The sequence below is a fragment of the Vallitalea sediminicola genome (genome assembly GCF_054408565.1).
Window position 1 is genome coordinate 119,618 of the sequence record NZ_BTPT01000026.1, and the last position, 25,008, is coordinate 144,625.

The 25,008-nt window shown below is 30.1% G+C and carries 24 protein-coding genes; 2 read left to right on the forward strand and 22 right to left on the reverse strand.

Annotated features, from left to right (window positions below):
* Nucleotides 1–16 precede the first annotated feature (16 nt).
* The 11 genes from ACX6CF_RS11880 to ACX6CF_RS11930 form a co-directional block, all read right to left on the reverse strand.
* Complete coding sequence (locus tag ACX6CF_RS11880) at nt 17–1,999, reverse strand: alpha-L-rhamnosidase-related protein (protein WP_458785550.1); 1,983 nt, start codon at nt 1,997–1,999, stop codon at nt 17–19.
* 50 nt (nt 2,000–2,049) lie between these two features.
* Nucleotides 2,050–3,042: a 2-dehydro-3-deoxygalactonokinase gene (locus tag ACX6CF_RS11885; protein WP_458785551.1), complete on the reverse strand. Its 993-nt coding sequence runs from the start codon at nt 3,040–3,042 to the stop codon at nt 2,050–2,052.
* Nucleotides 3,043–3,056: 14 nt separating this feature from the next.
* Nucleotides 3,057–4,205: a galactonate dehydratase gene (gene dgoD / locus ACX6CF_RS11890; protein ID WP_458785552.1), complete on the reverse strand. Its 1,149-nt coding sequence runs from the start codon at nt 4,203–4,205 to the stop codon at nt 3,057–3,059.
* Between the two features lie 14 nt (nt 4,206–4,219).
* Nucleotides 4,220–4,867 carry a bifunctional 4-hydroxy-2-oxoglutarate aldolase/2-dehydro-3-deoxy-phosphogluconate aldolase gene (locus ACX6CF_RS11895; protein WP_458785553.1) on the reverse strand — a complete coding sequence of 216 codons (648 nt, stop codon included), beginning with the start codon at nt 4,865–4,867 and terminating at the stop codon, nt 4,220–4,222.
* 35 nt (nt 4,868–4,902) lie between these two features.
* On the reverse strand, nt 4,903–6,480 hold the full coding sequence (locus ACX6CF_RS11900; RefSeq protein ID WP_458785554.1) for an arylsulfatase: 1,578 nt from the start codon (nt 6,478–6,480) through the stop codon (nt 4,903–4,905).
* Between the two features lie 24 nt (nt 6,481–6,504).
* Nucleotides 6,505–7,503, reverse strand: coding sequence for a family 43 glycosylhydrolase (locus ACX6CF_RS11905; RefSeq protein WP_458785555.1), 999 nt, complete (start codon nt 7,501–7,503; stop codon nt 6,505–6,507).
* Between the two features lie 114 nt (nt 7,504–7,617).
* Nucleotides 7,618–9,189, reverse strand: a complete 1,572-nt coding sequence (locus ACX6CF_RS11910) for a hypothetical protein (protein ID WP_458785556.1) — start codon at nt 9,187–9,189, stop codon at nt 7,618–7,620.
* Nucleotides 9,190–9,311: 122 nt separating this feature from the next.
* Nucleotides 9,312–10,199: a carbohydrate ABC transporter permease gene (locus ACX6CF_RS11915; protein ID WP_458785557.1), complete on the reverse strand. Its 888-nt coding sequence runs from the start codon at nt 10,197–10,199 to the stop codon at nt 9,312–9,314.
* Nucleotides 10,200–10,233: 34 nt separating this feature from the next.
* Nucleotides 10,234–11,169 carry an ABC transporter permease gene (locus tag ACX6CF_RS11920; RefSeq protein ID WP_458785558.1) on the reverse strand — a complete coding sequence of 312 codons (936 nt, stop codon included), beginning with the start codon at nt 11,167–11,169 and terminating at the stop codon, nt 10,234–10,236.
* A gap of 252 nt (nt 11,170–11,421) precedes the next feature.
* The gene (locus ACX6CF_RS11925; protein WP_458785559.1) at nt 11,422–13,251 is read right to left on the reverse strand and encodes a sensor histidine kinase; all 1,830 of its coding nucleotides are present in this window, start codon (nt 13,249–13,251) and stop codon (nt 11,422–11,424) included.
* 35 nt (nt 13,252–13,286) lie between these two features.
* Nucleotides 13,287–14,777, reverse strand: a complete 1,491-nt coding sequence (locus ACX6CF_RS11930; RefSeq protein ID WP_458785560.1) for a response regulator transcription factor — start codon at nt 14,775–14,777, stop codon at nt 13,287–13,289.
* A 298-nt stretch (nt 14,778–15,075) separates the two neighbouring features.
* On the opposite strand from ACX6CF_RS11930, the gene ACX6CF_RS11935 reads away from it, so the two are divergent.
* Complete coding sequence (locus ACX6CF_RS11935; RefSeq protein ID WP_458785561.1) at nt 15,076–15,495, forward strand: hypothetical protein; 420 nt, start codon at nt 15,076–15,078, stop codon at nt 15,493–15,495.
* Nucleotides 15,496–15,602: 107 nt separating this feature from the next.
* On the opposite strand, the gene ACX6CF_RS11940 is transcribed toward ACX6CF_RS11935, so the two are convergent.
* The 8 genes from ACX6CF_RS11940 to ACX6CF_RS11975 form a co-directional block, all read right to left on the reverse strand.
* Nucleotides 15,603–15,845, reverse strand: a complete 243-nt coding sequence (locus ACX6CF_RS11940; protein ID WP_458785562.1) for a hypothetical protein — start codon at nt 15,843–15,845, stop codon at nt 15,603–15,605.
* Nucleotides 15,846–16,239: 394 nt separating this feature from the next.
* Nucleotides 16,240–17,142: a hypothetical protein gene (locus tag ACX6CF_RS11945; protein WP_458785563.1), complete on the reverse strand. Its 903-nt coding sequence runs from the start codon at nt 17,140–17,142 to the stop codon at nt 16,240–16,242.
* A 52-nt stretch (nt 17,143–17,194) separates the two neighbouring features.
* Nucleotides 17,195–17,770: a hypothetical protein gene (locus ACX6CF_RS11950; RefSeq protein WP_458785564.1), complete on the reverse strand. Its 576-nt coding sequence runs from the start codon at nt 17,768–17,770 to the stop codon at nt 17,195–17,197.
* Nucleotides 17,771–18,259: 489 nt separating this feature from the next.
* Complete coding sequence (locus ACX6CF_RS11955) at nt 18,260–19,477, reverse strand: Ig-like domain-containing protein (protein ID WP_458785565.1); 1,218 nt, start codon at nt 19,475–19,477, stop codon at nt 18,260–18,262.
* A gap of 144 nt (nt 19,478–19,621) precedes the next feature.
* Nucleotides 19,622–20,227, reverse strand: a complete 606-nt coding sequence (locus ACX6CF_RS11960) for a Rha family transcriptional regulator (protein WP_458785566.1) — start codon at nt 20,225–20,227, stop codon at nt 19,622–19,624.
* 38 nt (nt 20,228–20,265) lie between these two features.
* The gene (locus ACX6CF_RS11965) at nt 20,266–20,484 is read right to left on the reverse strand and encodes a hypothetical protein (RefSeq protein WP_458785567.1); all 219 of its coding nucleotides are present in this window, start codon (nt 20,482–20,484) and stop codon (nt 20,266–20,268) included.
* Between the two features lie 18 nt (nt 20,485–20,502).
* Nucleotides 20,503–20,733 carry a hypothetical protein gene (locus ACX6CF_RS11970; protein ID WP_458785568.1) on the reverse strand — a complete coding sequence of 77 codons (231 nt, stop codon included), beginning with the start codon at nt 20,731–20,733 and terminating at the stop codon, nt 20,503–20,505.
* Nucleotides 20,730–21,821, reverse strand: coding sequence for a hypothetical protein (locus ACX6CF_RS11975; protein ID WP_458785569.1), 1,092 nt, complete (start codon nt 21,819–21,821; stop codon nt 20,730–20,732). Before ACX6CF_RS11975 ends, ACX6CF_RS11970 begins: the two co-directional genes overlap by 4 nt.
* A gap of 257 nt (nt 21,822–22,078) precedes the next feature.
* Between ACX6CF_RS11975 and ACX6CF_RS11980 the strand changes: the two genes are divergently transcribed.
* Nucleotides 22,079–22,642 carry a tyrosine-type recombinase/integrase gene (locus ACX6CF_RS11980; RefSeq protein ID WP_458785645.1) on the forward strand — a complete coding sequence of 188 codons (564 nt, stop codon included), beginning with the start codon at nt 22,079–22,081 and terminating at the stop codon, nt 22,640–22,642.
* 135 nt (nt 22,643–22,777) lie between these two features.
* Here ACX6CF_RS11980 and rpsI read toward each other — a convergent pair whose 3' ends face one another.
* The 3 genes from rpsI to ACX6CF_RS11995 form a co-directional block, all read right to left on the reverse strand.
* Entirely contained in the window at nt 22,778–23,170 is a 393-nt protein-coding gene (gene rpsI / locus ACX6CF_RS11985) for a 30S ribosomal protein S9 (protein ID WP_458785570.1), read from the reverse strand.
* Between the two features lie 28 nt (nt 23,171–23,198).
* Nucleotides 23,199–23,633, reverse strand: a complete 435-nt coding sequence (gene rplM / locus ACX6CF_RS11990; protein WP_458785571.1) for a 50S ribosomal protein L13 — start codon at nt 23,631–23,633, stop codon at nt 23,199–23,201.
* A gap of 222 nt (nt 23,634–23,855) precedes the next feature.
* Nucleotides 23,856–25,001 carry a YibE/F family protein gene (locus ACX6CF_RS11995; protein WP_458785572.1) on the reverse strand — a complete coding sequence of 382 codons (1,146 nt, stop codon included), beginning with the start codon at nt 24,999–25,001 and terminating at the stop codon, nt 23,856–23,858.
* Between the last annotated feature and the right edge of the window lie 7 nt (nt 25,002–25,008).

Genomic DNA, 25,008 nt, shown 5'->3' on the forward strand with positions numbered 1-25,008 from the left:
TTTTATCCTATCCCTCCTATAAAACTACATTGTTTATAACAAGTTCATTATCTTTTTTTATAATATATTCTTTCCCCTTATAATTCAATACTCCTCCTGAAACATCAGATATAACACATAGCTTATTATTATTAAAATCTAATTTAACAATTCCGTTTTTCACAGGAAATTTACATGTGAAATTAGTAAAACTATTCAATTTGGGTGATATCCGAAATTTTTTATAGCCTGGTTCAATTGGGCATAATCCTATGAAATATCTTCCGATTAGATATATGGGACTTGCTCCCCATGCGTGACATAAGCTCTTACCATATTTATCTTCATACATAGAATATTGTTCTTGCCTATCTTCTTTCGGATCAAATTTTTCCCAAAAAGTTGTCGCACCTTGATCAATCATCCCTCCCCAATATTCCTTTATGATTTGCATTACTTCACCCAGGTATCCCAACTTACACAATACTTCCAGTTCATAATACTTAAAATATGGTGTAGTTATTGGATCTATATCATCATTTAATAATACATTATGTGCTATAGATGCTCTTTTCTTGTCATCGGCAATATTAAATAATATGGCAAATATATTGGCTTGCCTTGTAACATCGTGCTTACCTGATACATAACCATTTATGTAAGCCCCTTTTTTACTGTCCCAAAAATATTTATTCAAATTGCTTATCAGCTTATCATGACGCTTTTCATATTCATTGTAAGGTTTTTCCAGTACTTTACAGCAATTAATTATAGAACTTAGGCATTGAGCAAATAGTATTTGTTCTGCACATACTGGTCCTTCCATATCCATATCTGCCCAATCGATGAATACCCAATCATCAACACTCCCAACAATAAAACCTTTATCATCAGTTCTTTTTATGCAATAATCTACCAATATTTTCATTCTTTCAAAAATAATTTCTAAGAATTTTATATCTGCTGTAGCATAATAGTGATCTTCAATAGAAATTATCCAGAGCAATGAATAATCAACTATCGTATTGATATGTTGTTTTACAACATCTTTACCTCGCAAAGCAATTATGGTTCTCTTACAAATCTCTTCATCAAAAAATAAATATCGATTGATAAAATAGCATTGATATGCATCTCCTGACCATATCCATCTATCCCTCTTGATTCCATCTAAAAAAAACATACGAGACGTTAATTCAAATGTATATGCGGAAATATCCCAAATCTTATTAATCAATTTATCATTGCATTTAAATTCTCCCAACATTTTTCGATCTACATATTCTAAATCAGCATATACATCAAATTTACCCATTGGTGCATTTGGTATAAAAATGTATCGAAAAGCTTTGGTATCTGAATTCCAGTTTTGTTCATCGGCACAAACACTATCCCAATAATAACAATTATCAACATCATGTGCCTCTTTTTCTGACTCACCGTAGCAGATTTTTAGATTTTGATTTGACATATTGTTTTTTATAGTAATTTTCCCCATTATTTCTTTGCCAAAATCATAAAAAAGTCCATCTGCTTCATTTGAAACAACTGGATACACTGACTTATATGAAAAATCAAATTTATTAGGATTAGATTGATTATCTGTATATAGATCGTTGCAACCTACAGATACCCAATTCTTAGTGTAATCATCTACAACCCATGAGCTATCACTATTAATTGTCTTTCCTTCTACAAAAGCTGACGGTAAACCTTGCATATTACCGACAGCTATAATTATTTCCACCGTTCCTGCTTTACAAAACAATTTATTTCCACATGCAAACATTTTATTATTTATTTTAATGTAACCTTGTCCAATAATCGAAACATCAATATATTCATCCTCTACAAGTTTGTATATTTTTTTAAATCTAACATTATGAGTACAATCATCAATATTCCAGAAAGCAGGCCAAGAAAATCCTCTCTCCGTTCGTGAAAAATTTTGTTTCATACCATGAAATATTTCATAATCGCTAGGATACCACATCCATAAAGCATTTATAACGTCCACCACCTTTAAACATTATTCCAGAAAAATTTTATTATGTTTTTACTATGTAAATATCAATCACATAACAAAAGCGCACCTATTCCAGACAATGGTTCACTATCTTTTGGAATTATTTCAGTCACATTTGAAAAAGTAGCCTCATATTTAAAAATATCTGCAATAGCCTGCCTAAAAGGACTTTTTCCACTAACTATCATATGCTCTGAACCATTAATACTTAATGCAACAGAGTTTTTAACTGCTTCAATATCATTTTCCAAAACAGCACCTAATATGAAATTTGCTATCTTGGATTTGTTGTTTTCACAAAACTGATTTATAATTCTTGCAGAAAAGACTGCTCTGCTTAATCCTGCTTTAACTGTTGTATTATAACCCAAAAGTAACATGTCCCTATCGTATTCTTCTTTTGAAACAAATTTCTTTCCAACAGCATCTGCGATAATTGTATTATTTGTAATAGCGGATAGAATTTCTCCTGTCAATGTAGTAAGACAAGCTACAATTTTTTTACTAGCATCTACTTTTATAAATTTTGTATGTGAACCAGGCAATACAATCACATAGCCACAATCAGAATCTATACTCTTAATTAATGCCATAGCTTCAATCTCTTCACCACGCATAATATCCATTTGCTCAAATGTAGACAGCTCTATACAATCTACCTTATTTTTGACTCCCGGTATAAAACTTATGGGAATAGGACATATTTCTTCTATAAGAACATCTCTCACACCTTTTTTTAACTCTGTAATACTAACGGGTACAGTTAGATGTGGAATTTCTATTAATCCAACATTTGAAGTTATCATTCCACCTGCCATAATTTTTGAAATATTATCATAGCCAAGCTTGTTAATATTTAGTATCTGCTCTAGTCCTTGTTTGATTGCCTTCTTTAGCTCTGAATTGTTACCATCGATAGCAGTGTTTCTCACACCTACACTTATTTTAATACTATCTACTAATTCCCTGTCTTTTCTCCAAAGAATAATTCTTGTATTGGTAGTACCTGTATCAATAGTAATTATATATTTATTCATAAGATTATCTCCCATTACCATTCGGCAACTGTTCCATCAAAATTTCTCCAAATTGGATTTTTCCAGTTAATTTCACTCTTTGAAGATTCCTTTACATAATCCTCATTGATATCAATACCTAAACCAGGTTTATCTATTATATCCAAGAAACCATCCTTGTACTGATAAATTGAAGTATCAGTTAAGTAATCCAACAAATCCCCACCTTTATTGTAATGAATACCAAGACTCTGTTCCTGTATGAAAACATTCGGTGTACATACATCAAGTTGAATGCATGCTCCTAGAGCTATTGGACCTAACGGGCAATGTGGTGCTACTGCAACATCATAAGCTTCAGCCATTGCTGCAATTTTCTTACATTCACTTATTCCACCGGCGTGTGACAAATCAGGCTGTATAATATCAACATATCCATCCTTTAATATATTTTTGAATTCCCATCTACTAAACATTCTTTCACCTGTAGCAATAGGTGTAGGTGTATATTTTGCTATTTCACGTAACGCTTCATTATTTTGACTAAGTACGGGTTCTTCTATAAACATTAGATGAAATTGGTCTAGTTCTTTAGCCAAAACCTTTGCCATGGATTTATGTATTCTACCATGAAAATCAACAGCAATATCTAGCTTCATCCCTAATTCATCCCTAATTGCGGCTACTCTATCACAAGTTGCTTGTATTTTATCAAAGCTATCAATATAATGTACTTCCTCAGTAGCATTCATTTTTATCGCTCTGTATCCTTGATTATAAGCTTCCAATGCAGCAATCTTAATATCAGATGGTCTATCACCACCTATCCACCGATACATTTTCAGCTTATCTCTACAAGCTCCTCCTAACATCTGATACACGGGTGCTCCATAATATTTGCCTTTAATATCCCATAGTGCTTGATCAATACCTGCAATAGCACTCATAACCTCTGGACCGCCACGATAAAAACCACTTCGATACATTACCTGCCAGTGATCCTCTATTTTCATAGGATCCTTACCCAAAAGGTACCCCTTGAATTCCTCTACAGCAGTTCTTACAGTATCTGCTCTACCTTCAATTATGGGTTCACCCCATCCAAAAAAGCCTTCATCCGTTTCAATTTTCAAAAACAACCAACGTGGTGGTATTTTATATAGTTTAAAATCAGTAATTCTCACTTTATTACCTCTTTCTACTTCATTTTAACAGCTCTAATGTATTTTTTTGCTAACTTAGTTATTCCTTCATAATTTTTGTTTTTCACTAAATTATTTTTTACTATATTTGAACCAATACCTGCACCGACTATACCGCTATCTAAGAATTTCAAGATATTTATTTCATTTACACCACCAACAGCAATAATAGGTATATGATTTATAGGTGCTCTAATTGCTTTAATATATTCTGTACCAATTGAACCTGCTGGAAACAGTTTAACAATATCGGAACCAGCGTTATAAGCTGTTACTATTTCAGATGGAGTAAATGCCCCGGATATAGCATTCAATCCAAGTTTTTTACTTTCATATATAATTTTTTCATCTAAATTAGGTGTAAGAATATATTTAGCTCCTGCTTTATATGCAATATTTAGTTGCTCACTTGTCATTACTGTACCTGCACCTATGTACATTTTATCTCCCATTGCATCTGCTAACATGGAAATGGCCATAGATGTATCACTCAAACCAGTTGATGATGACTGATCGAATGTGATCTCCAATAATTTTATACCGCCATCATATAATGCTTGCGCAATAGGTAAAATTTGATCTATAGGTATATTTCTTAAAATGGTAATGATTTTGTTTTCTTTAACCTGTTTTAACAAATTCATTTATCATAGAAACTCCTTTACAGTTTATTATAATTTCATTCATTAATCTTCAATATTTCCTGCCACTCTTTAACCTTAGTTTTTTTAGCCCATTCGTAGTATTTTATTTTTAGCTCTTTCAAAATTATAGGTTCTAACTTAGATATATCATTCTGTTCTGTACGGTCCTTTTCCATATCATATAATTCAAAAGCACCTGGATATTTTTTGACAAGTTTATATTTGCCATTCCTTACACCACAATTACCTTCATGTTCCCAAAATATAGGTTCTTTTCTTTTCCAAGAACCATTTAGGCTTTTCTTAAAACTTTCACCTGAATAAGGTATTATTTCATTATTTTTATAATTTGACGGATATTCAACCTCTGCTACATCCAAAATAGTAGGCATAATGTCGATAAAATGCATTGGCGAATGAATAATTCTTCCTGGATTTTCAATCCCATTTTTCCAGTTGATAATCAATGGTGTGGAAATTCCACCCTCATGTATCCAGTGTTTAAAAAGTTTGAATGGGGTATTGCTTAAATTTGCCCAAGGTAATCCATAACTCATAAATGTGTCTTGATTTCCAGGTCGTTTCCTACTAGAATTACCGATTTCAACAGATTTTCCATCTAAAGTTTGCTCATTGGCACACCCAAGTACCCATCCACCACTTGGTAATTTTTCTGCACATCCCCCATTATCAGACATAAACATTATCATTGTATCGTCTGCTATGCCTTTCGCTTCTAATTTTTGGTATATTTCTCCGATAGCTTTATCCATTTCTTCCACTTGTGCAGCATAGACTGCCATTTTTATATCTTCCCATTCTTTGTTTTCGACTGATTCCCAAGGCATTGCATCAAGATCTCGTAATGATATATTCCATATATCTTCTGTAATTCCTAATTCTATTTGCTTTTTGTATCTTTGATATCTAAGGTAATCCCATCCAGACATATACTTGCCTTCATATTTTTTAATATCATCTTCTCTAGCATGCAAAGGCCAATGCGGCGCATTAAATGCAACATACAAGAAGAAAGGATTATTTTCTTCTGAAAAAGTATCTATGTATTCACAAGTTTTTTCTGAAATTCTTTCAGTATAATAAAAATCATTCTCTGAATTTACAGTTATCCAATCTCCATCTTCCATCAAAGTGGTTGGATTATAATAATCTCCTGCTCCTTCAAGTGTTCCATAAAATCTATCAAAGCCTCGTTGCATTGGATTAGGATAGCCCTTTTGTCCTAATACCTCTTCACGATTTACATGCCAATAGTTTCCCCCTACATGCCATTTTCCAGTCATTGCAGTATTATAACCTGATATTTTCAAACCTTCTGCTATAGTTATGCAATTATCGTTTAGATACCCTTGATATTCTGGTATTTTATAATTTTCTACCATATGACCAACACCTGTTTGATGAGCATATAATCCAGTTATAAGCGAAGCCCGGCTAGGACAACAACGAGCATTATTATAGAAATGAGTGTATTTAAGTCCATTTTTCGCCAAATCATCTATATTTGGTGTATTTATTTCAGAACCAAAACACCCTATGTCAGAATATCCCATATCATCAGCCAAAATAATTAAGATATTTGGTTTTTTCATAAAATTTTCCTTTCTATATATATTTTACAATGGTCTAGACGAAGCTAATGTAATACATCTGAATTCATCATCAAAATTCTTTGTTCTATCTGTTGCTTTATATTTTCCACAGGCACAATATAAATGATATAGTACATCATTATACTTTATGATTGAAGGCTTATGCGCATGCAATTCGTCAAGTTCGCCCTCTTTTCCATTTTTTATAATCGGTTCAGAATATTTTTCCCAATGCAGTAAATCCTCTGATACTGCTATACCTTCCTGTGCATGATTACCATCAAATCCGAAATAAAACATAACCCACATTTTATCATCATACATCACACAAGGATCTGAGCAAAATTTACTTTCCCACGTGTTAGGCTGAATCTTTAAAATAGGATTTTTTTCATATCTTTTCCAAGTCAATAGATTATCACTAACCGCTAGACCTATCTGTTCTTTCCAATCTCCATTGGTTAAGTTTTTTGCATTATAAAACATATAATATTGGTTGTCTTTTTCAATGATACAAGCTTTATATAAACCACCCTGTTCCCAATCCCTGCCATTTTCCCAAGAAAATATAGGATTTGGTAGACGATGCCATTCCATAAGATCTTCATCTTCACACCAAGCCAGACCCATTTCTGCTGCACCAGCTTCATAACCTGTCCTCGGATAAGAATGATATATCATCCAATATTTATTATTCACTTTTTTAAGTATTGGCAATTCATTAAGATTGTCATTTTTAATGATCCATGTACCAGCAGCACCTGTTTGATCCCATCCAACATGTTCTTCTCTTGCTAAAACAACGCCTTTGGTTTTCCAACGTATTAAATCTTCACTAACTGCTAACGCCGTCTGATACCCTATACCATCAAAGCCAATATATAACATATGAAAAAGGTTCTGATGAAAAAATACAAATGGGCAATCTACAGCATGATAGTCAAACTCTCCTTCTTTTCCTGATCCTGTCAAAATGGGTTTATTCAATTTATACGGCGTTTTATATTTATTAATCGCGTTCATAACAAATACACCTCATATTCTTCTTGATAATTCTTTTTCTAAATAATATATAATCTCCAATGCAAAACATTTTACATATTGGAGATTATATATTTATTTTATTTAGTTTTTGTATTACTTGATAAGACCTAAATCTTTAAATTGCTCTGTCGCTTGGTCCATTAATTTTTGACCACCTGCATCTAACCATCTTTGTACAAATGCATCATAATCTGTATCGTTACCTAAAATATAATTGATTTGATATTCATCAAGAACACGGTCTACTTCTTCAGACGCATCTAGATCTAATTCTAACAACTGATCATCTGTAGGATAGAATTTGTCATTTTCATACTTTGATTGCATTTTCATAAACGTTTCTTCTATTACCCCAGGTTCTGGATTAGTACCTTTTATAATCTTATCTTTGCCTTGTACCGCTATTAATTTACCCCAGTTAAATAACCATTTGTTTTTACCGTCTTTACCTCTAATTGTTTTATCAGTACCAGTTAGGTTAGCATATACATATCCATCATCTAGATTTGTTTGTTCAATACCATCACATCCACCCCAACGGATTTTCCAATATCCTTCATTAGGATAGTTTGTTCCTTCTAAGAATTTTAAAATAACATCAAATTTCTCGGAATCTTCCTCAGCATTGGCGGAAACAGTTTTAATACTACCTGTTATGCCAGTTGGTTGTTGCTTTCCACCAATAGGTGTTCCAACAGGCATAGGGATTAATGTATCATACCAGTCAATAACAGCATGATCTCCTTCACGAGCCCCTTCTGTTTCATTTAATAGTGACATAGGTGGATAAAAAACAGTACCAAATAAACCTTTGTATAAGTTAGGCTTTCTATCATCCCATCCTTGAGAATACCAATCGGGATCTATAAGTTCTTCATCAATAATTGTTTTCAAAAAATCTAAGAACAGTTTTTCATTCCCATCAGTTACAGGGTGTTTTACAGTACCGTCTTCCCCTACATAAAACTCTGTTGGACCAAACATTAATTTTAAGTTGGATATATCACCTAGAGATTTACCCGCACCTGCACTAGTAAATCCGTATGTATCATCTTTTCCATTACCATCTGGATCATTTTTTGTAAAAGCTCTTGCTACATCTAAGAACTCATCTGGTGTTGTAGGCATTGATAATCCTAATTTTGATAACCAGTCTTTACGTATGTTCCAAGTCCAACCTTGACCACCTGGTGGGTTTGTGAGCGTGATTAGTTTGCCATCTCTTGTGTAATATTGTTGAGCTGCATCACCCATTCCATCTGCAACAGTTGGCATTTTGTCAAGATATTTATTCCAATCTTTCACTAATATATCTTGACTATATAATGTTAGCAATGTTTCATAATTACATAAAATGATGTCTGGTGGAGTCCCCGCTGCAAAACGAGTTAAAATTTCTGTTTCAAATTCTGAAGATGTTGTCAAAGTGAAATTTGCATCGTATGTTTCATCGAGCCATTTTTTATAAGGATCAATATCTGATTCTAATGGCTCTGATACCCAAGGTTGCATCATAATTTCAATATTTACTTTTTCTTTGATATTTTCTTTCTGATTTGTTTGTTTTTCATCAGCTGTATCTGCTTCTTTTTTCTTACCACACCCTGATAATACTAATGTAACTGTCATAACACATGCTAAAACTACTGTAAATAGTTTTTTCATTATAACTTCCTCCTTTTTTATTGGAGTGTCAAAAGTATGACACTCCCTTTTATTACAATTACTAAAGCAGTTACAAAATATAGCTTCTTTAGTAATTAAAAACCTTACCTCCAATTAAACATTTATCCCTTAACAGAACCTGTATATACTCCTTTTGTAAAGTATTTTTGCAAAAATGGAAATATAGCCAAAATAGGTACTGTACCAATCACCGTAATAACCATTCTAATGGATGTACTTGATACACGCTGCTCTGTATCAAATATTTCTTGTGAATTCATATTATAACCAATATTTGTATTTTGGAACATATTTCTAAGCAATAATTGTAAAGGCTCCAATTTTTCATTTTGCAGATAGATAAGTGCATCAAACCACTGGTTCCAATGGCCTACGGCAATAAACATAGCCAAGGCAGCAATAACCGGTTTACTCATTGGAATAATGATTCTGGTCATTAATGCGAACTCACTTGCACCATCAATATAAGCAGATTCCTCTACTTGATTAGGAAGGTTTTCAAAAAATTGCTTGAAAACTAGAACACCCCAAGGGTATACCAATCCAGGTAGAATCATTGAAAAAAATGTATCATAAATTCCTGTTGCTTTTACCACTAAAAACGTAGGTATTAAACCGCCTGTAAATAATACTGTGATCATAATAATTATGATAATTATTTTTCTCCCTGGTAAATCCTTACGAGAAGCTGCATAACCTGTAATCAATGTAAATAGCATAACTAAAACTGTACCTATGGTTGTACGAAGTACACTAATGTAAAATGCATTCGTAAATCTACTGCCTTTGAATAGTACATTTTGATATCCCTGCAAAGTTGGTTTGTAAGGAATAATCATTGTGTTACCTCTTTCAATCCATTCAGCTTCACCTGTAAATGACAACCCCACCACATATAACAACGGAAAAACTGAACATATAAGTAAAATTATAATTATTGTAGTAATGACAATTTGATAAGTTTTTTCAGTATTTATGTGTTTTTTCATCTCTGCTCCCTCCAATCATTCATCTTATATAGTATTACCATATACCAACACCTGCAAACTTGTTCGATAGCTTGTTGGTAATCCAGACTAACCCAAATCCTATAATAGATTGGAAAAGACCCACAGCCGCTCCTAAAGAATAATTTAATTTCCCAATACCTTGTCTATAAATCCATGTTCCTATAACATCACCAACTTTATATGTAGCTGGCGTATAAAATAATAATATTTGCTCGGTTCCATTATTGCTGAAAATGGTTCCCAATGATATGGTAAGCATGAAAACTATAACTGGCAAAATTCCTGGCAATGAAATATGCCATAATCTTTTTAATGGTCCTGCACCATCGATCTTGGCCGCTTCAAATAATTCTGTATTAATATTACCTAGCGCTGCCATATAGATAATTGTACCCCAACCAACTTCTTTCCAAACGCCTGAACCTATTATTAGCGGCATAAACCATTTAGACTCAATCAGAAAGTTTTGTGGTTTTCCACCAAACTGTTCAACAACTCCATTGACAATACCTGTCTTGGTAAATAATGCAAAAACAACTGCATATATAATAACCCACGAAAAGAAATGAGGTATGTATAGTACCGTTTGACTAATTTTCCTAAACTTATTTGAAGTTAAATCAAAAATTATTATGGCTAAAATTACTGGTGGAAAAAAACCGAAGACCAAACGATAAATACTAATTATTAAAGTGTTATATAAAACTCTTACAATATCTGGAGAAGAAAATATATGTTTGAAATTTTCAAGACCTACCCATGAACTACCCCAAGGACCATCCAGTATTCTATACTTCTTAAATGCCAAAAGAAATTGTAGAATAATTGGATAATATCTAAAGATACATAAATACAAAAAAGGTAACAATAGCAATAAATAAATAATATAATACCTTTTTATATTTTTTTTCGTTTTTATTCTTCTTTGCAAAATATTTGCATCTTTCATTGTCTCATCCTTTCTCTAGTCCTTCCCAATTTTCATAGGAACGAACTATTTGCTCAAATAAAAAATGTACTAAGTTACTTTATTAATAACTTAGTACAAAAATATCGACAATGGTTTTATAAACTTGTATAGTATGTCAATTAAAAATGCACTAAGTTGTATTTATATAATAACTTATCACAAAAATATTGACAATGTTCTTATATTACTTGTATGGTATGTAATATAAAACCTACTTTATTTAATTTATTATTACAGTGTGGATTTTTTTACTGTTGGTATTGTAATCGTTACCTTTATCTTATTGATTTCTAATGAACTCTTATCACCATTATTTATCTCTAGCCCATAATTATCACCAAATGCCAGTTTTATTCTCTGTTGAACATTTGAGATACCAATATGATTATCTGCATTCAAACTTTCTATCTTTAACTGATTACACATATGGTTAAATTGTTGATTTGATATTATCGTACCACAATCATAGATAACAAACTCTATGCTTTCCCCAATGCTTTGACAAGATATTCTTATGAGTCCTTTTGCATTCTTTAAAGGTTTTATCCCATATTTAATGGCATTCTCAAGTAAAGGTTGCAAAATAATTGGTACTGTATAATAATGTAACAGACTTTTATCAATATCCCATTCAATCTCAAATTTTCCAAAAAATCTTCTTTGCTGAAAATCAAGATATAATTTTGCATGCTCCAACTCTGAAGATATAGATACCATTTGACCCACACCTCTAAAAGACCTTCTTAATAATTTTGAAAAGTTTACTAGCATTTCAGAAATATCATTGTCTTCTCCAAGAAGATCTATTGATTTCCAATTAATAGTTTCTAAAGTATTGTTGATAAAATGAGGATTGATTTGTGATTGTAATAACTTGTTCTGAATTCTATTTAATATATCCTTTTTGTTTTGTAATTCATCTTTTAACATGGCTTCACGAAATCTTGTCTCATTGATCATAGTATATATTATACCTAACTCATCTTGTGGTTCATAAGCTTCTTTATATTCATTTACAATATTTGGTTTAGGATTTTGAAGTAAATGAATTACAAAATCTATAGGTCGGTAAAAACGCCATGAAACATAACTTGAAGCAAGTATACTCAGACAAAGTATAATAATTAGAATAAGAATAAAGACCAAAGTTGCAGTCTGTTTATGCTTTATATAGTTAGACGCATCTACTAACACTACTAGCGAAATATGATTGTTGGGAAAATCAATATTTTTTATGATATATTCTTTATCTTCTATGGTAATTTGCTCCATATCCTTACTACTATGAATAACAGAAGTGATATCATCTTCTGTTTTATCTTTATTATATACAAAACTAGATACGTCGCCACCAAAAGTATACATTCTACTGGCATGTCTATCAATCAAATAATAATTTTCCAAACCTTCTCCCATATACTTTTTCAAGCTAGAATTGATACTATTAAAATTTAATAATGTATATACTATTCCTCTACTTTCTTTGTTATTTAGTAAACATATACTTATAATCCCATAATCACTTAAAAAAACATTATATTGAACATTATCATTAATAGTATCATATATTTTTTTGAGAAAATCACTTTCCCTATATTCAAAGTTCTTTAATGAGTATGATGTATGAGAAGTTATATTATATTTTGCTTCTAAGTACATAATACCCATATCTGCAGTTATAAAGTATGAAGTTTCGTAAACTTTCAGTTTCATTTTAATATCGCTTATTATTTTCAAAAAATCATTGTTAAATCTATTTTCTTTATATGTCGCAAGTCTAATTACGCTTTTATCATAGGCCAATGCATAGCTTGCAGTCTTTATTTGATTAAATTCATTTTTAAGTTCAGCTTTGAATTCAATGGTATTTTTATTGATATTTGAATATAGTTCTTGCTTTCTAGAATTGATATAAGAAAAATTTATAAATAAGGTCAAACTAATTAAAGGTACCGCAACAATGACCAACAAATATAATAAATTTTTTAAAAATAGACTTCTGAATGTATCTTTTCTTAACATAGGTACAATAAATTTTATACTGAATCTTTGTTTTTTCATATACATCTCCTAACTCTATATATTTAACTTAAACACTAATCTATATCCATACTTTCTCTATATTTACTAGGCGTCATTTTTGTTGCATCTTTAAACACTTTATAGAAGTGACGAACATCTTGATACCCTAACTTTTCTGAAATCTCATAAATTTTAAGTTTTGGGTTATTTAACATTGATTTTGCTTGTTTGATTTTAATTTTTTTTAGTGTACTACTAAAAGACTCCCCTGTTGCTTCTTTGAAAACTCTGCTTAAATACGATGCATTATAGTTAAAATGTTTTGCCATATCGTATAAGGTTAAGCCCTCTCCAATATGCAAAGAGATATATTCATACATCATGGAAACTATTTTTTTACGTTTCCCTAAAAGTTTTTCCAGGGCACAAATCGCATCATAGCAATAGTGTATGACCATTTCTGTATTTTGATCTTGATAAATAACTTTTTTAATATCCTCAATTTGTGATTCTCTATTCAAATCAATATAATAATGAATAAGTTGAAGGTATAACATCATCGAAACACGTATTAATAACTGATGAACTTCATTCTTATGTTCTGTCGCATATTGTAAAAAATTTTTCAATTTCTCATAATCACGATTTTTAATATACTCAAACAACGTATCACTACTATAAATTGAATTCACCGTTATGATATTTTGTTTTTCAATACCTGTATTGTTAACAGCATTTTGCATTTCTTTCCAATTATCTGTGATAATAACGTCTCTTAACTTCATATCATAATTAAATAATTCCTTTAATGTTTCCACTGTTCTAACCATTTTTTCACAAACTAAACTTTCATAAAAAGTCATGGGTAAATCTTTAGGAATTAAAATTAATATGGTAATGGAACCTATCAATGCATTGGTCACAACAATCCATTCCTTTTCAAAATCCAATGAATTCTTTAAAATCAATTCAATTTCATTGGTATTTCCATTATAATCTTGGTTGATTTCAATAAAAACACTTGTCCAATAAAAATATTTATGAGAACTTTTGATACCTATAATGTTCCAAAGTTTATCTATATTAATATGACTTGGTGTACATGTTATACTAAGGAGAAATTTTTCCAACCATAATTTTTCAGCTTCATTGGATTCTCTTATTGTCCTTTGTTCATCTAGCTCTTTTTTAACTTTAATGAATGTCTCCCTAATCTTCGATATAGCAGTGGGCTTCAGTAAATATGCACTAGCTCCTAAACTTATAGCTTCTTGCGCGATTATAAAATCAGAATAACCACTTAAAAATATGGTTTTAACATCTATATTATTCTTATTGATGTATTTCAGAACATCCAATCCCGAGTATTCATTCATTACGATATCACTTAATAATACATCAACATCTTGAGATTTATCCAAATATTCAATAATGCCCAATCCATCTTCATAGGCTGCTATAATCTCAAAACCCAAATCTTCCCAAATATTCAAATTAACTAATCCATTTCGTATCGTATCTTCATCATCTGCTATGATTAATTTATACAATTTTTCCTTGTCCATTTTTTTCCAAGTCTCCTTCACAAAAAGGTATTTAATTAAATTTTCATAATATATTTAGTTTATTTTATTCTAAAACATTATCATCAATTATCTTATCTGTCAAATAAAACGGGTTTTAAACTTTGTAATTAGTAATTTTTCACAAGTTAATTTACTTACAATAAAGATTTTAACTTAAGCTATATATTTTTTACAGCGTATTATATTTTATATATTTTTAATGTTTACTTACTTTTATTAATTATGTTATTATAATTTTAAATACTTGCACATCAAAGATAATTATGGAGGTATAGATATGGATAAAGTTTTTGATTCTATTTTTAAATCTGTTCGTAATGACCTACAATCGACTATAAATACATATAACTCAAATGATATTAATGATTATACAAAACCAGTCCCTTTAAAAGACTCGGGAACCATGGAAATTGATTTTGATTTGGATGCAAATGGTAATTACCATTATGAAGCTCAACAATATGGAGCTGGTATAACCGTCCATATTTCTTGTACCATAGACCGCCCTAATGCAGTATTTGAAGCTACTATTCGTTCTAGCGATGGCGGTGGTGGTCATTGGGAAAACATTAAAATTGGACAAACAGTTAATTGTAATATTTCAACAAGTTTTTGGCATAAAACCAAAATAACCGTTGATATACATTCTAGTATTCCTAGTACTCGTGGTCATGCTACAATTAGTTATTCTTATTAATTAATTCAAATATTTTTATGTGCAAGTACTATATATTTTCTTAATTGTTTCTTTAGTTGTTTTAAATTTTTACCAACTTTTAAATTGAAATCTATGATTAGAAATATTCAAACGGATATGGTAGGCAATACTTCTTGTGCCACTTTCTCTTGTTTCTTTGCATCTACTATAAGGGTATAATTTTCTATATCCTGTATAGTTGATACTACTTGTAGCAACTCTTCTATGTATGCAGTGGCACTTTCTAAAGAGAAGTAACCACTAGCAATGCATCGTAAAGTTTTTTTAATTTGGTCGACCATTAATTTGTAATTACAATTTTTCTTTTCTTCTATTATTATTGCTTGCATATTCTGTTCCTCCTTATGTCGTATTATCTATTACTTATATTATAGACCGAACAAATGTTCTTGTAAAGTCTTTTTGAGTAAATCCAATACACACTATGAGGAATTAATTAAGTCTATCTTATGATAGTACTTATTTTTATTTTATATTTATAGCTATGTACTATTAAATTATATTTCTACTTTTAGGCAAATTAAAAGAGCCTTTTTAAGGCTCATATGTACTAATCAGTGCTTTAGCACTTATCTATGTTCTGATATAAGAATCTGTCTAGCTATTTAACATTTATTTAATCACCATTTATATATATCTTTAAACTAAATTTGTTTATCCTTATATTTTATATTTATAACTAGTATATCTAAATTTCATATAGTTGCACTACTATTAATTTTTTTATTCAATGTCTATAATAGTTGTTCTAAACGTGCCTACTCCTATAGTACTGTAAAAGTTATCTTTACTAGTATTAAACGGAAAAGGAAATGCTATATATTGAATTAAAGAATCCTTGTCAACAGATGGTATATCCACCGCATAGGAAATCTTAGTATTAGGTGCAACTTCAAAAAATTTTATCATCTCTTTAGTATCAAACGTTACTTGATTCCAATCTAAAAGTTGAACTACAGCATATTGAATAGATTTATCAGACATATTTCCTAAAACCAGTTTTTTTTCTTCATTTTCATTACATGTAAATAACGCTTTTAAGTTAATATCACTTTCTGATAAAAATATATTATCCATTGGTCCTTCTAACACTATATCAATATTACTATCAATATTAATATTTTTGTCATTTTTATCAAGACTATATCTAAGAGTCATAATTTCTTGCAACGTACAAGCTTTCTTAATATCTGATTCTCCGATAATATAAGCAGGTTTTTTAATTATTACATAGCATAATTCTTTAGCATTATCTGGTATATTCATATTAATCATAATATCTTTTGAATCATTTTTATCAAGCTTAATTATGTAATTATTGTATATCTTATCATCTACAGTAAATTCAGTTTGGACATAATCAATAAAAGCTAATACTAAATAATCTCTTGGAACAGCTAAATTTTGGCTCATTTCAAGTTTATGTTTAATAGTTTTTTCTTGAATATAACTCCCACTATTCAATATTTTGTTATTATTATAAATACCAAAAGCTACTTGACCTGAACTTTTTCCTCTAGAGACTTCTTTGTTCTGATTTAATTGAATTATTAACAAAATAATTAATACCACAATGCCTATACCTATTAAAATATTAATGCTAGTATTTTTCTTTTTGCTCTTCATATTTTCACCATCTTTTCATAAGTTGCATATTGATATCCTTTAATTATATTATCTAAAATTCATCATAAGTTTCATGAATAACATCTTTGTATCCTTCTAATTTGTATATATGATTTCCATATGCATAATCATCACTATAAAAACCACTATCTATTGCTTTAGCGCTAACAAAACTTGAATAATTTTCGTCTTCTTCTGTAGATGATACTAATGAATCATCACCTCCATTATAAATTCTACATTTAGCATAAATATAATCTTCCATAACAGTGGAAGAAGATTTAGCTATAGCATAAGAATTCGCAAGGAATGGGTCTATACATTCTATATTTGAAGTATTAGTAGGAGTAGAAGATTCTGAAGCAAAAAAATCTCCAATAAAAGAGATAAATTTATTACTCTCTTTTTTTACTTTTGAAGTACTTTTTGCATTTACTGGAGTTAAATCAACAATGCTATCAGCACTTTGGAATACTTCTGAATTTAATTCAATAGATTGCTCAGTAGCTCTTTCAAGTAGATCCTGGGCATCCATTTTATTTATTGCACTTACATTTAAATTTACTAACAACAATCCTAAAATTAACATTAAAGAAAGTAATCTTGTTTTACCATTAAATTTTTTCATTATTTCATCCTCCAAATTTATTATTATTCAATATGCAACTTAATAAAATTATATATTTTTTTGTCATATTTTGTCAATATTTTGAATTGAATATCGTCATTTTTTTATATAACTTAAAATGCCCCTATATTATATAAGGGCATTAAACTATCAAAAGGTTACAAACTATTTTATTTTTGTTATTTTTAACTAAATTCAGATATATTTTTAGTTTATACTTACAAGTAATATTACATTATACAAATAATACAATTTATTCAATATTTATATTTGCTTTTATCACTTATCAGTGACAGTGTTAATTATAAACAAAAATACTATACTAGTAAATTAAATAGCTTACTAAATATAACTTTAATCTATATTATAACACGTTTCCCGATATATATTAATAAATAATTTATTAATAAGCAATAAAAAAGGATCTACCTTCAATTAAGAAAGTAGATCCTGTACCTGTCCTAAAGCTTGTTTTAGTTAGTATATTATTTATCTTACTCTTATGTATATACGTCCTAATTCGTTGCCTATTTCATCAAATGCACTTATGTATGTCAATCCTTTGCTTATTGCTGTTACTCTACCTTTATATGATACAGTTGCGATTGTAGAGTCATTTGTTTCCCATGTTATACCTAAAGTATTTATTAAGTCACCAACTACCAATCTGCATTTTTCACCAGTATATAAATCTACTGCTAACTGTAAATCTAAAGCAACAACTAAAACATTGATTGTCTCAGTATATGATCCATCTTCATTTTTACAAGTTATTACTGTATCACCCGGCTTTAATGCTTTTACCTTACCATTTGCATCTACAGTTGCAATAGTTGTATCTGAAGAAATCCATATCATATCAGCATTATCAGTTAAATCATCTGTTACACTCAATTGCTTTTGTCTATTTACTTCAAGGACTAATTTTACTTTTTTATCAGATGCTTTTATTGTAACAGAAGCTTCGTTTGAGTTAGAACTTTCTACACCATTTTTTACTGCTCTTACTACATAGTAATAAGTTACTCCTGGTTCAACATCATTGTCTATGTAAGTTGTATCTGTTACATTAGAAGCAATAACTGTATTAATACTATCTGAAGTAGTTGACCTTAATATAGTATAGCTATCAGCATCTTCTACTGCATTCCACGTTAAATTAATTTTTGCATTACTGGCTTGAGCAGAAAGGTTTGTTGGAGTATTTAAACATACTAGTTCTCCATTATCATCTATGTCTATTGCATCAAAAGAATATCTTATATTATCACTCGCATATATCTCTACATTATGCATTTCAAAAGTTAGATTATTAATCTCACCTATTAAAACTTGACGTGTGAAAACACCCTTATTCATATTAAATGAATATTCAATTCCATCTATATTAACCACCAATGATTTGGAATAATATTGATAAGCATTAGCTATGATTCTTAATTTACTTCCTAAAAATTGAAATTTTATTTTAGCACCTTCTGTAGCTTGATTAGATTTCAAGTAATGGATAGTATCATTATAAAAATCATCTTTTTTTTCACTTATGAATTCCCCTTGGTACATAAATGTTTGATTATTATCATCATATCTTTTCCAACCATCTTCAGGTTGCTCTAATTTATCACCTACACTAGCAGCATAAACATTAACCCCACTTAAAACCATTATCATTGCAAAAAACAAAACTAAATTTCTTATTTTCTTCATATATATCAATCCTTTCTCTTTTGTTATTTCAGATTATATCATGTTACACATCTAAAATATAGCCTTATATTTGGTATGTCTAGGTAGTATAATAAAGCGTTGTAGTTCTTTCGACAAAATATACTTATAATTTTATAAACTAAACTATGAAACCGAATTTAGTTGTTTTACATCTGTATCCAAATACATTAATGATACAAATGTGTTAACTTTTGCTTTGCATTTCTTGTATATTTCTTTGAAGAATACGCCTTTTTGCATTTCTTCTAATACTGTATGTTGTACCATATCTTCAAGTAAAGAAACTATCTGTAATTGCTTAAATGTGGCTATATTTCTTTCTCCTGTATTAATTCCAACAGCATTATTAACTAACTTAGTATAATTAGTATATATTTGTTTATATGGCTTTCCTTCTCTTTGTTCCTCTGCATATGCTTTAAGCTGTGCTAGTGAATCAGTCTCTTTTCTTCTTACTAGCTTACCTTTTTGTCTAGTTTGTAGCCATTCAGTAGTCTGTCTTTCCATGAGTGCTGTACGCATACGATAAAATTGTTTAACTAATTCCAGTTTAAACTTACGAACTATATCGTTGTTTTCAAGTAATGTAATCAAATATGAAGCCTGTGGCTCGTTTAATAAATAGAGCTTTTGTTTTTGTCCACTTGGTAAAGGTCGGATGTCACATCCGAGCTTTCCTAATTCTTCAATTTCATTTTTAAATTTACTTCCTACTACTGCTATACTCATATTTATCTCTCCATCTCTTATATAATTATTTTTTTTATTTATTGCTTTGGTATACTTTGAATATACCAAATGAAAAACCCACTTAATGATAGTATTAAGGTTATAATCAACCACTTGATCCAACCTGTAACTGATTGCATTTGACTTATTAAGCTGTCCATTCTTTCAAATAGTTTAACGTCTGCTTTTTCTAGGTTCTGTATTCTAGTCTCGTGGTTGTCAAGTAATTTGTCTTGTCTTGTATATTCATTTTCCATACATTACTTCATACCTTTCTATGTTAATTTTCCTAGAATAATAAAAGTACCGCTTACCTTGGCAAGCAGCACTCTATCATCCTCATTAAGTGTTATATTATTTAGTTTTTTGTAATTCTTATGACTTGTAGTATCTTCACCATCAAATTTAACTTTACCGCCTTTGATAGTTCCTAATACTAGTGGTAGTCTAATCTCTTTTTTTATTAATCTTTTTATTATCAGTATTAACTTCTCTGAATCAATCACACCTTGACCACCTTTCTTATTTTATGATTCATCTTAGCTCCTTCTTTTAGATTCATCCTCCAATTAGTTTCAATGTATTTATCTTTTATGCTCATGTTATCATGTTCTAATTGCAAACAATCTAAATAAGAATGATGGGGCATTACAGCGGTTTCGAATTCTATATGTCCATATACATTACTAGCATTTTCAGCAAGTCTTTTTGTATAGTTATCCAATTCTTCTTGATCTGCTATATTGTCTACTTGTTTAAATTCTGTTATAGTCCTCCCTCTTCTGATAGTACTTGTGATACTATCTGGATTTTTATTAGTATATACCGATTTAAGTGGCTTTTGTTCTGGATTAGAAAGAGTCACTACAAATTTGTTTGGTGCATTAAAAAGGTCAAGGGTTTCAGTTAATCCATTATAGATAATACTGCTTTCATCTGTTTTATAGGTATATTCTATGTCTCTATCTACTGGTGAGATATAAGGTTTACTTATAAAATAACCTAGTTCATCAGCTACTATTGAGTAGTAGTTTATTTCTTTTAGTAATGTGTTTATTATTTCAAGCTTACTAGTTCCTATGGGAAACTCTCTATCTGTAATTATGTTCTTATTTATTCCAGCTATATTGGTCTTAATTATCCCAGCACTTAAGAATACATCTAATATAGCTGCTATATAATTAGTTCCACTTTTAATAAAGTATCTATTAGTAACTTTATCTTGAACTAGGATTTGACTGGTATCATAACATTTTATATCTCTTGTAATATAACCATCGTTTTCTTTTCTAGTTGGACTATTGAGCATAAAAATACCTAAACTCCATTTTAACCATTCATCTTTGTCTTTTACTAACATGAATGGTTGTATCCTATCGTTTAGGTAATCAATGTCACTATCTTCTTTTAGACTTATATTAGCTGTACGTTTTATTTCTGCTAAACTTTTATAATCTATACTGCAGCTTATTATATTTTTAAGTGTCTTTTTATAGATATCATCTTTATCTAGTAGATCATATTGGAACTTTATTTCTCTAACACCATTTTTGCTATGTAATATCTCTTTTTGATGTTGAGTTAATGCTATCATATAACCACCTCATTGTAATCTACTTCAATAGCTGTAAATGAGACTTCATATTCTCCGATTCTTTTATTATCTGAGTAGTTAATTTACTAGGACTATCTGATACACTTGTCTCTAACTTAAAAATAATTACTACTAATAGTACTGAATTAAAAAACTTATAAATCTAGCAACTGATTTGTCTGCTGAAGACTTAAAAATTTTAATTGGTATTGCTGAAAGATTTAATAATAATTGAAGGCTGTGATTAAAATATAAAAATTCTAAACGGATATGGTACGGTATATAAATTATCTAGGAAAAGAAGAAAACCTTTCACTAAAGAAGAAATTAATAAGTTATTCAATGTTGCAAGCGAAATTGAATTAGTCGATACTATATTAATAATGATTTACACAGGTTTAAGAGTTGGTGAATTATTAATAATAAAAAGCAACGATATTGATTTAGAAAGAAAAACAATTAATGGTGATCTAAAAACTGAAGTCGGGAAAGATAGGATAATACCCATAAATAGAAAAATATATAACTTAGTAGAAAACAGAGTAAATCAAGGATACGAATATTTTATTTCTAAGACTGATAATAAGCCATATAAATATGATAATTATTATAGAGATAATTTTGTATTCATTATGGAACAATTAGGTTTCAGACACAAGCCCCACGATTGTAGACATACCTTCGCTACATTAATGGGTAATGCAGGTGCTGATACTGTGGCTTTACAGAAAATCATCGGTCATGCTAGTTATCAAACTACAGCAAATCTATATACTCATAAAGATATCGAAGAGTTAAAAAAAGCCATAGAACTTATTTAATTTTTTTATTATATTTGTTAGTTACTTGTTAGTTACTCGTTAGTTACGAGTATAATTTTATACATTTTAATAGAGCTCTGTATATAAATAAATCCCCCAAACATCGCTGTCTGAGGGATTGTAAATTTTGAAATATTATCTTTTTGAGAATTGAGGAGCACGACGTGCAGCCTTTAATCCATATTTCTTTCTTTCTTTCATTCTTGGGTCTCTTGTTAAGAAACCTGCTTTTTTAAGTGCTGGACGGAATTCATCATCAGCTTTTAATAAAGCTCTTGAAATTCCATGACGGATAGCACCAGCTTGTCCTGTAAAACCACCACCATGTACATTAACCATAACATCAAATTTATCTGTTGTATGAGTTAATTCTAATGGTTGGCGAACTGTAACTTTTAATGTTTCAAGTCCACAATATTCATCTATATCTCTTTTATTAATTGTAATTTTACCTGTTCCAGGTACTAAATATACTCTTGCAACACTATTCTTTCTACGACCTGTGCCATAATATTTTAATTGTGCCACTTATATTCCTCCTTTCGGTACGAATCATTTAGTTGTTAATTTCTAATACTTCTGGTTTTTGAGCATCATGTTTATGATCTGAACCTCTATATACACGTAGTTTCTTAAGCATTTTTCTTCCAAGTTTGTTCTTAGGAAGCATACCTTTTACTGCATGCATAACTACTTCTTCAGGTTTATTTTTCATCATGTCTTTGTATTTTATCTCTTTTAAACCACCTGGATGTCCAGTGTGATATCTGTATAATTTTTGATCTAATTTTTTTCCTGTTAATACAACTTTATCTGCATTGATAACTATTACATTATCACCAGTATCAACATGTGGTGTATAGATAGGCTTATTCTTTCCAATAAGTACTCTTGCTATTTCAGATGATAAACGTCCTAAAGTTTGACCTTCAGCATCTACTATATACCATTTTCTCTCAACGTCTTCTGCTCTCGGCATAAAAGTTTTCATCGAGTTCCCTCCTTATTCAGTTCGATTTCTCATGTATTATCAAAACCCGGGGCTAATGGATTTTAATTTACAAGCTCACGCTTCAATATTATAGTACATCCAACCTAGTGTGTCAAGTAATTTCAGAGAAATTATCCACATTTTTTTATATTTTATTATTTTTATCCACAACTACTATGTATTAATATCCACGTCTGTGGATAATATCATATTTCAACTGTTCTATACCTTGTTATAATCACCTTTTGCCATAAGTGCTGCTACTATTGCTGTTATTGGTATAGATATAATTAAACCTATTGTACCAGCTAATGCTCTAACTATTTCTGTAGAAATCAATTCCATATTTACTATATCTACTAAGGTCATTTTATTTACCATAAACAATAGCATCAAACACATTGAAGTACCTGCATACGCTAAGATTAGAGTATTAGACATTGTTCCCATCACATCTTTACCAATATTCATACCTGATTTGAAAAGTTGTCCAACTGTCATTAAAGGATTATGATCTTTTAATTCTTTTATCGATGAGGATATTGACATACAAACATCCATTACTGCACCTAACGTACCTAATAGAATACTAGCAAATAATATTCCTTTAAAATCTAGCTTCATTGATTCTGTTGAATATAAAAGCATCTGAGATTCTGATGTCTCTAGTCCAGATAAATTAGCATAGTATCCAACTATAAGTGAGATAGTACCAGCAATTATAACACCTGATAACGTTCCTGCTATAGCTGCTATAGCCTTTTTATTAAATCCACCTATAATAAACATAGTTATGATAGTTACAACAACAGATACCAATATAGATGTAAGCACTGGATTCTGTCCGTTGATAATACCTCTCAACATATAATATACACCTACAATAGTAATACCTAATGTAATTAAGGTTTTAACACCTTTAAATCCTCCTATAATCACTGTTAGCAATACAAATGCTAACACTAAATAGATTAAATACTTATCCCTCTTGATATTATTTATATATCCTTGTAGTATATTTCCTTCTTCATCACGTTCAATACCACAATACAATTCGTCTCCCACTTTTGCATCAAAACTATTAGCCATAATACCATCTACAGTATTATATACTTCTATTAGTTTCCCTTTTTCTTTACCCTTAGTAAGCTTTACCTTTAACACTTGAATCTTTTGTATGTAGTCACCACCAGATGTCTCTAAAGTTTCATATTCATCCTTTATGATCGCAATAACTTTGCCTGGTATAATTTCTTCTTTATATTCTTCCTCATTAATCTGTTCTGTTGTATCAGCAGCTTGCACAGTAGTTATAAATAATCCAAAACAAAGTATCGTGGCTATAATAAGTAATATTTTTTGTTTCACAGTACCT